We start from the raw sequence: 7,552 nt of genomic DNA, 5'->3' as shown, positions 1-7,552 counted from the left end.
CNNTNNNGCTNANCCAGCNGCAGGNNTGNCTNNAGGGCTGTTNANNTTCGGCTNNNNGNNNATNGNTNNNGNATATTTNNCTNCGGANNCCCNGNACCNCATTNGGGCANNNNTCNNNCNGNTTCNATNNNCANNGGNANNNAAAACCCCGATGTGACTTTGNNGATTGTAGCTCACTTTTCCCCCAATGTCATAATCGGGTTTCGGCCCACTTTCCCTGCCGGAACCGGGTTTTATCGGGAACCCGTGACGGCGGGGCAGCTTGCATGCCCAGCTGACGCGGGTGGCCGGGTGCAGGCGGCAGNCCCGCAGGTGAAGCCGTTAAGCGGGGAGCCCCCGCTCGCGGGGGCGGACGGGGCGGAGATGGCGAGCACGGCAACGAGCAAGGAGCCTGCGACTGCGAGCCGGGCGCAGCCAGTGCAGCGGGGTTGGGGCGGGGGCCATAAACTGCGCCAGCTTGCTGGCCTGCCTTCAGGGCTGTTGACCTTGACGGACTGACCGACAATGGTTTCAGGCGGATTTGGGCACCGGAGCCGCCACGGACGGCGGCGATTGCGGCGGCAGGTTTTGGCACTGACGCTGACAGCGGAAGGCGCCAGCCTTGCGCGCCGCTGGGGCTAAGCGGCTGAACCCGGCGGCCAGCCGCACGCTGTTGTTGAGGTGACCGCGCAGCGCCCTTGGGTGGGCGGCGCCGACATAATGTTCCGTTAAGCGTGGCGGGCCGTTCAGGCCCATTGCGCTTAATGCCACATTATGTGAATGCGGCCGACCGGCAACGATTGTGACAGAGAACGCCGAAGTTCAGCGCCGGGCGGGCGGCATTTACCGCCGGGCACGCCGATGGTAGGGAGGCAGTCCGTGCGCAGGGACGCGCACGGTCTGCCTTTCACTGCACCCCACACGCTCACAGGGAACCGGCTAACATTCAAGATTGTCCGGCTGCTGGGTGCGGTCAGTTCGGCTGTTTACTGTCCGGCTTGTCGCTATTCACAGACCCGTCATCGGGCGGCGTGTTCGGTTTGGATTTCCGTTCTGCCGGATGCGTCTGTTCGTGTACTTCCTTTAAGTGACCGATAGCCACCCGCGTATAGATTTGGGTGGTTTCCAGCTTCTCATGCCCCAGTATCGCCTGGATGTGTCGGGTGTCTGCGCCGTTCTCTAACATCTGCGTCGCCATTGAGTGCCGGAACAGATGACAGGCCCCCGGTTTAGTCAGCTGCGCCTGTTTACGGATGCTGTCAGCGGCTATCTGGGTTAATGTGCCTCTGGCCAGCCCCCGGCCTTTCCTGGTGATAAACAGGTGACCGCTGTCTCCCCGGCGCGTTAACTGGGGCCGGACACTGAGCCAGCGACTTAACCAGTGCAGCGCCTGTTCGCCGATGGGCACCACCCGGTCTTTACCGCCTTTACCCTGTCTGACCATCACCACGCCGCGCCCGAAGTCCACTTCGCTTAACAGCAGGTTCGCCACTTCCATCCGCCGGATACCGGTACTCCACAGCACTTCAAGGATAGCCCGGTTTCTCAGGCCCGTGAGTGTGTCGATACTGGCGGCGGCTAATACCGTGTGGGTTTCGTCTTCATTCATCACCTGCGCCGGCAACCGTTTTTCTTCTCTTGGCAATACCATGTTATCCGTCGGGTTATACAGGATATGGTGACGTTGCAATAACCAGCGGAACCACTGACGTAAGACACTCAGGCGGTCCCGCTGACTGCCCGGGCTGTAGGGCTGGCCGTCCGCTTTACGGTGGCTTCTCAGCCAGCGCTGGTAACTTTCCAGTAACGGCAGGCTGACCTGCGCTGCGGTCATGACCCCGCGTGCTTCACACCAGCTGATGAACGGCAACAGCCGCTCTTCGTAGGCTTCCTGTGTCCGTTCGCTTAAGCCCTGTCCCTGCACGGCTTCCAGCCAGGCCGCCAGATGCTGGCGTAAAGTGGCGAAGCGGGCCGGTATGGCGTCGGGTTGACCGTGGGTCTCCGTCACCGAGGGGCGTTTTTTTCTGTCTGGCGAGGCCAGTGTTGCCGCCGGGCTGGTCGGGATAGCGTGCTGTTGCTGCAACCAGTCGAACCACAGGCGTAAGGCGCGCAGGCGTCGGCGCTGACTGTCCGGCGTATAGGGCTGACCGTTGGCTTTGCGGTACCGGGTCAGAGACTGCTGCCAGTTTTCCAGTAACGGTTCGGTGACCTGAGCCGCGGATATTACGCCCTGTTCCTCACACCAGTTGACGAACGGTGACAACCGTTCATGACGGGCGGACTGGCTCTTTTGACTCGCCCCCTGCAACAGCAGGTTATCCAGATACGCGTCCAGATGCTGGCGTAGGGTCAGCGGGCGGGGGTTGGATTGATGTTTAACGGGTGATGACATGATGGGATTTCCTGTAGGGAACAGCGGTTAATGGTTATCGGTGTGTGATGCATCACTACGGTACGATGGCTTGATTGTTAAGTGGCCGGAACAGTCCTTTTCTGTCTGCCCCAACTTGCAGACCGCTCCACCCAGTATTGCTGCGGTCTGGCGTCCATTTTCCGGCCTCCAACTTGGACCCAACTTGACCCCAACTTGAGGGCAACTTGCGGTTCAGTCAATCCAACTTGCGTCGGTCGTATTCCGGGTTTTCGGGTTCGATGATGAGCTGGCAGTACGATACGACGACTTTTTCTTATTATTGCCGGAACAGTGTTTTTCAACCTTCCCCAACTTGCGAGCCGTTACATCCAGTATTGCTGCGGCCTGAAGCCGGTTTTACGACCTCCAACTTGGACCCAACTTGACCCCAACTTAGGGGCAACTTGCGGTTCAGTCAGTCCAACTTGCGTGAGTCATATTCAGGGTTTTACCGGTTTTTCCGGCGCTGTCAGGTCAATCAGGCCGCACAGGTGGGCTTCTTCTGCGCTGTCGCCGTTCCACAGCAGTTCATACTGCAACAGATGGCCCCGGCTGCCGCCGTGGACTAACAGGTATTCCATGTCGGCCAGTCGCTGACAATGGACTTTTAACTGGTTATCGCTCCATTGGGTGTAACTGCGGATATCCCGGCGGGTAAAGCGAACCGCGTTCACCGGGCGTTGCTGCGCTGTCGCCGTCTCTTTCACCATCGCTTGTATCAGCAGTAACAGTTTTCGGGTCTGGGGCGACATTTCATCCAGCGTGCGGCCTAATATCTCATGGGCCAGCCGGTTTGCTAAGCTAATATCGTCTTTGGTCACCTCGATATATTCAAGCCGTTTGCCCCGGTGTTCCGCGGTCTTCACCTCGCGCTGGTATTGATGCAGCAGGGCGATACTTTGTATCAGGGTGAGATATTTCATGTGGTCGCGTCGGGTGCGGGTTTTATCGCTCATGAACGTTAACTGTGACGCATAAGGGTTAACGACATTCAGCGGGCGTAACAGCCGCTGGGCGTTCTGATGCAGGTCGGTGATATAGGTCTTTTCATTCTCCGCCAGTAAGCCTTCGAGGGTCTGCTTATGGCGCTGCAACGCGTGGATAGCTTCGGTTTGTTCCCGCGATTCGTTCACGGTCAGCACCAGACAGCGGTTTAACAGCTCTTCATCGACATCAATCGCCGTGGTGGTGAGCATCAGCATCACCGGCCCTTTCACCGTGTACTGTTTGGTCACCAGATTCCCGCTGGCGTCGTCTTTACCGGTGCTGGCAATGGTCAGTTCGCCGTCGCTTTGCAACAGTTTGAGCGCATAGGCGGCCTGCCGTACCCCTTCCTCTTCGGCAATGGCTAAGATTTTATGCTGGAGATTGGTTTCGCCCAGATAGAACAGGCTCTGGCCGGTCATGGCGCTGTATTGCAGCCGTTCTTCTTCCGGTATCAGATTGAGTACGGCATCCATCAGTGAACTTTTCCCGGCGGCGCTACTGCTCTGTATCAGCACGGCCAGCGGACGGTCCAGCTTGCGACTGACCGCCGCTAAGTAACCGGCCAGCAGGTTGGTGCTTTCCCCCACGACGCCACAGGCGGCTAAGTCAGCGGTGATGCGTTCACTCAGTTTCGGGTCTTGCAGCAGCGCCAGCGCCGCTGCCCGCTGGGCTTCGCTCAGTTCGGGAACCGGCTGGGTTTCGGTTTGTTCACCGACACCGGCCTGTTGACACTGTTCCAGTACCAGCAACACCTGCCCCAGCGCCCGGCGCAGGTCGCCTTCGGCCAGCCCCAGTTCGGTGGCGGCCAGCCGCGCATACCCGCCCCGGCTGCGGGCGCTCATCATGTCCACGCTGTCCGCGAACATCACGCCGCTGTCGGTATCAACGACCTGAACATTGACCTTCATCACTGCCGCTCCGGCTTTCACCTGTGACAGGCCCCGGATACCCCACTGTTGAGTGCCGAGGGTGAGGGATATCTCGCCGTTAGCGCCGGTTTCCCAGACCACATTCGGCATTGACGGCAACGCGGCTATACCGGCGGCTAATGTGCTGACCGTTTCCGGCACCGGAACCGGCTGATGTTCAGCCAGTGCGGCCCGCTCTGTTGCGGTGGTGGCCTGTATCCCTGCCGCCGCCTGCATCGGCACGGCACTGTCCAGCAACAACCCGAAGGCCCGTTCCGGCTCGGCGACCTGACACAGATAGCCGTTGGCATCCATGCCCTCGGGGAACACCACCCGGAACACGGTAATGCCGTCGGCGGTCAGTTCTGCCGCCAGTTTCACCGCGGCCTCATTGCCTGCCGGATCGTTGTCGTAGGCGATCAAGACCTGTTTAACGTTATGCCGCCGGAACGCCTGCCGCATCTCATTGGTGAAACCGTTCACCCCATAGGCGGCGGTGACATGGCGGTGACCGGCTACCCAGAACGACAGGGCGTCGATCAAGGATTCACAGAGGATGACCGCCCCTGAACTGATCAGCGCCGGCTCATTCCATATTCCGCCATGTGCGCCGGGAAGGTACAGATGCAGCGGCGTTCCGCTGCGTAAACGGTCGGTGATTTTGCGCCCGTAGATCTCGCGGATCTGATCGTTCGGGTCGATAACCGGTATCACCAGCGAACCGGTAAAGTGCTCGTGCCCGCTGTCGCGCATAATCCCCACGGCCCGAAGACGGGCGCGGATCTGTGCGCCGGCCTGCACGGCCTTGATGGGCAGGCGATAGGCTAACGTGCGGTTGGCAAAGCCCAGTTTAAACTGGGCGACTAATTCCGGGTGGTTGAGCCGCCGTTTTTCCAGATAAGCCAGGGCTTCGGGGGCATTCAGCAGCGTATGATGGTAGAACCCGACGACCCGACTGAGCAGCGCCTGCCGTCCGGCGTCATTATCGGCCAGCATGGCGGGTTCATCCGGTTGCACCAATGGCACCACCGACGGGTTATCCCCCAGTTCCCCGCGTAACCGTTCCACGGCCCGGCGCAGACTTAAGCCCTCCGTTTTCATCACCCAGTCGAGCACGGAGCCGCCGGCGTCACAGCCAAAACAGTGATAGAGGTTTTTTGCCGGTGAGATAACCATTGACGGGGTTTTCTCCTGATGGAACGGGCACAGCAGCACGTAATCTTTGCCGCGTTTAAAGAGCTGTCGCCCCTGTTGCTCCACCACGGCGACTAAGGAGACCGCCGCTTTCAGGTGCTGTAATTCGGCTTCGGGAATGCGGGCCATAAAAATGTTCCTTTTAAATCCTTGTCAATAGACATATATGTAGATTATATTATCTATACATTGTGGGATTTGCAACAGGCAGCTAAAAAAGGAGACGGTACAATGAACCCTATTGATTCATTGTGTGCAGGGTTGGATATGTCAGCATTTGCAGAGCGTCTTCGTTTGTTGCGTGAGGCACGTAATTTAAGTCAGGTTCGGCTGGCTGAACTATTGAGAGTTGATCCGCGCGCTTATAATCGTTGGGAGAAAGGCGCGAGTGCGCCCCATCTGGAGACGGTTATTAAGATCGCTGATGTGCTCCAGGTCACGATAGATGAACTGGTTGGCCGCAAGGCTATATCGGATGAAGTGAAGATCCGCAACCACACATTACATTCCTTGTGGCAAAAAGCGGACCTGTTGCCAGATACCGATCAACAAGCGTTGATCGTGGTACTTGACAGCTTTGTCAAGAAAGCAATGGTTGAACAGGCAATGGGATTTAACAGTACTAAGCGTTGAGATAGCGCGGCAGGGTGAGTTCGCACCTCACGCCTGCCGCTCACCACAAGCAACTAAAAGGGTAGTTACTATGGCTAAGGCGCATTCTAAAGCAGAAGCGGCGGTAAATAAAGCCGTGAAAACAGAACGTTATTACACGGTGGGTTATGTGCCGAACGGGAATAAGGTCAACAATGCCACACCGGCGATACATCTTAAGGGGCAATGGCTTAGGCAGGCGGGGTTTAATACGGGCGGCCAGATTACGGTGAAGGTGATGGACGGTTGTCTGGTGCTCATTCCTGACAGTGAAGCCACCCAACAACAGCATCAGCAGTACCAGCGACAACAGGCTCAACTGCGGGAAATTAAGCAGCAGATGCGGGCGTTGATAACCGGTTTTGTGGGTTAAGGGGAGCGCATGAGATGACGATAGCGATTGAACATTTACAGGACATTCAGTTAACCCATATTGAGGCACTGGCCTTGGCTCAACTGGTTAAGCGGCTGTGCTGGTCTGAGATACGCGCTTGTGCGGTGAATGACGAGGAAGCATATCAGATCAAAGATGCCCTCGGTAAGCTCCAATCGGCGCTGGCTTACCGTGGGTATGCGCCACGGTAGATCACAGAAAGGCCGGAAGATCTTGGGTGATCTTCCGGTTTTTTTAATTAACTAGCATTATATATATCGTGTAGATTACTATTTTTATTCAAGTTAATTATACTTTCCTTTTTATAAGTCAATATTAATTCGCCTTTATTTTCATCATTTTCTATTGCACGTACACCATCAATAACACAAAGAATACCGAACAATGTATTATCAGCCACTATTCTTATTATTTTATTGATTATCTCTTTCTCGTCTTTCGATTTTTCATTATAAAAATCAGATAGTTCAATTAATTCCCTTTGTGGCTTTCTACCTGGGGGAGATTCAAGTATTGAGATAGTGTCTTCGATAGCAGCATCTCTTACTACAAGCTTTAATATATCTACAAATAGTTGAGAATTCATTTTTTTACCTTATTTTAGTGAAGGCTTTTGAATACATTTCTTTATTCAATTTGAGCAAATCTTTTATTGCAGAAGGAGGGGCATTAGTATAGTTGCGCAAGTCCCTAATATCTTTTGTCAATAAATCTCTAGCCGATCCCGTATATGGTCCTTTCATTGTAGGAATGAGTTTGTGTTCTCCTCTAGGGAGAGCTATTGATGGAGCTGTTTTAGGATCATAACCAGTAATGACCTGCCCCGCCGGATGTTTTTGAGCCGCATGATGGATATCTAATTTATCACCCACTTTAGAACGTCTCTGTAAATCATCAAATGTACTTACTTCATATTTTTGTGTTGGACAAGCTGCTAGCCCCAGAGGATCGCTCCGCGACACCGGATTATGCACGTACGCATACAGGTTCAGGCCCCTGCGAGGCCGGTCTCCGACGTACAGATAC

At 55.6% G+C, this 7,552-nt stretch carries 7 protein-coding genes; 3 read left to right on the top strand and 4 right to left on the bottom strand.

The annotated features are described in order from the left end of the window. Positions 1 to 952: 952 nt before the first annotated feature. Positions 953 to 1,957, bottom strand: coding sequence for a site-specific tyrosine recombinase XerC (gene xerC / locus PTE_RS10490; RefSeq protein ID WP_036846561.1), 1,005 nt, complete (start codon positions 1,955 to 1,957; stop codon positions 953 to 955). 875 nt (positions 1,958 to 2,832) lie between these two features. Next, on the bottom strand, positions 2,833 to 5,610 hold the full coding sequence (locus PTE_RS10485; protein ID WP_036846048.1) for a CHC2 zinc finger domain-containing protein: 2,778 nt from the start codon (positions 5,608 to 5,610) through the stop codon (positions 2,833 to 2,835). A gap of 102 nt (positions 5,611 to 5,712) precedes the next feature. Between PTE_RS10485 and PTE_RS10480 the strand changes: the two genes are divergently transcribed. The 3 genes from PTE_RS10480 to PTE_RS10470 all read left to right on the top strand — a co-directional run bounded on the left by PTE_RS10480 (position 5,713) and on the right by PTE_RS10470 (position 6,717). Next, positions 5,713 to 6,114, top strand: coding sequence for a helix-turn-helix domain-containing protein (locus PTE_RS10480; RefSeq protein WP_036846045.1), 402 nt, complete (start codon positions 5,713 to 5,715; stop codon positions 6,112 to 6,114). Between the two features lie 70 nt (positions 6,115 to 6,184). Further along, positions 6,185 to 6,505 carry a SymE family type I addiction module toxin gene (locus tag PTE_RS10475; protein ID WP_036846042.1) on the top strand — a complete coding sequence of 107 codons (321 nt, stop codon included), beginning with the start codon at positions 6,185 to 6,187 and terminating at the stop codon, positions 6,503 to 6,505. Positions 6,506 to 6,519: 14 nt separating this feature from the next. Next, a complete protein-coding gene (locus PTE_RS10470) occupies positions 6,520 to 6,717 on the top strand; it encodes a DUF7706 family protein (protein WP_036846040.1) in 198 nt (65 codons plus the stop codon). A gap of 47 nt (positions 6,718 to 6,764) precedes the next feature. Here PTE_RS10470 and PTE_RS10465 read toward each other — a convergent pair whose 3' ends face one another. After that, complete coding sequence (locus PTE_RS10465) at positions 6,765 to 7,112, bottom strand: hypothetical protein (protein WP_036846038.1); 348 nt, start codon at positions 7,110 to 7,112, stop codon at positions 6,765 to 6,767. A gap of 4 nt (positions 7,113 to 7,116) precedes the next feature. Next, positions 7,117 to 7,552: RHS repeat-associated core domain-containing protein (locus PTE_RS26000; RefSeq protein ID WP_209435498.1), on the bottom strand; the 436-nt coding region annotated here is incomplete at its 5' end.

This window comes from Photorhabdus khanii NC19 (genome assembly GCF_000517265.1).
GTDB lineage: Bacteria > Pseudomonadota > Gammaproteobacteria > Enterobacterales > Enterobacteriaceae > Photorhabdus > Photorhabdus khanii.
Note: the sequence above shows the minus strand (reverse complement) of the source record. Positions and strands in the feature narration are given on the sequence as shown.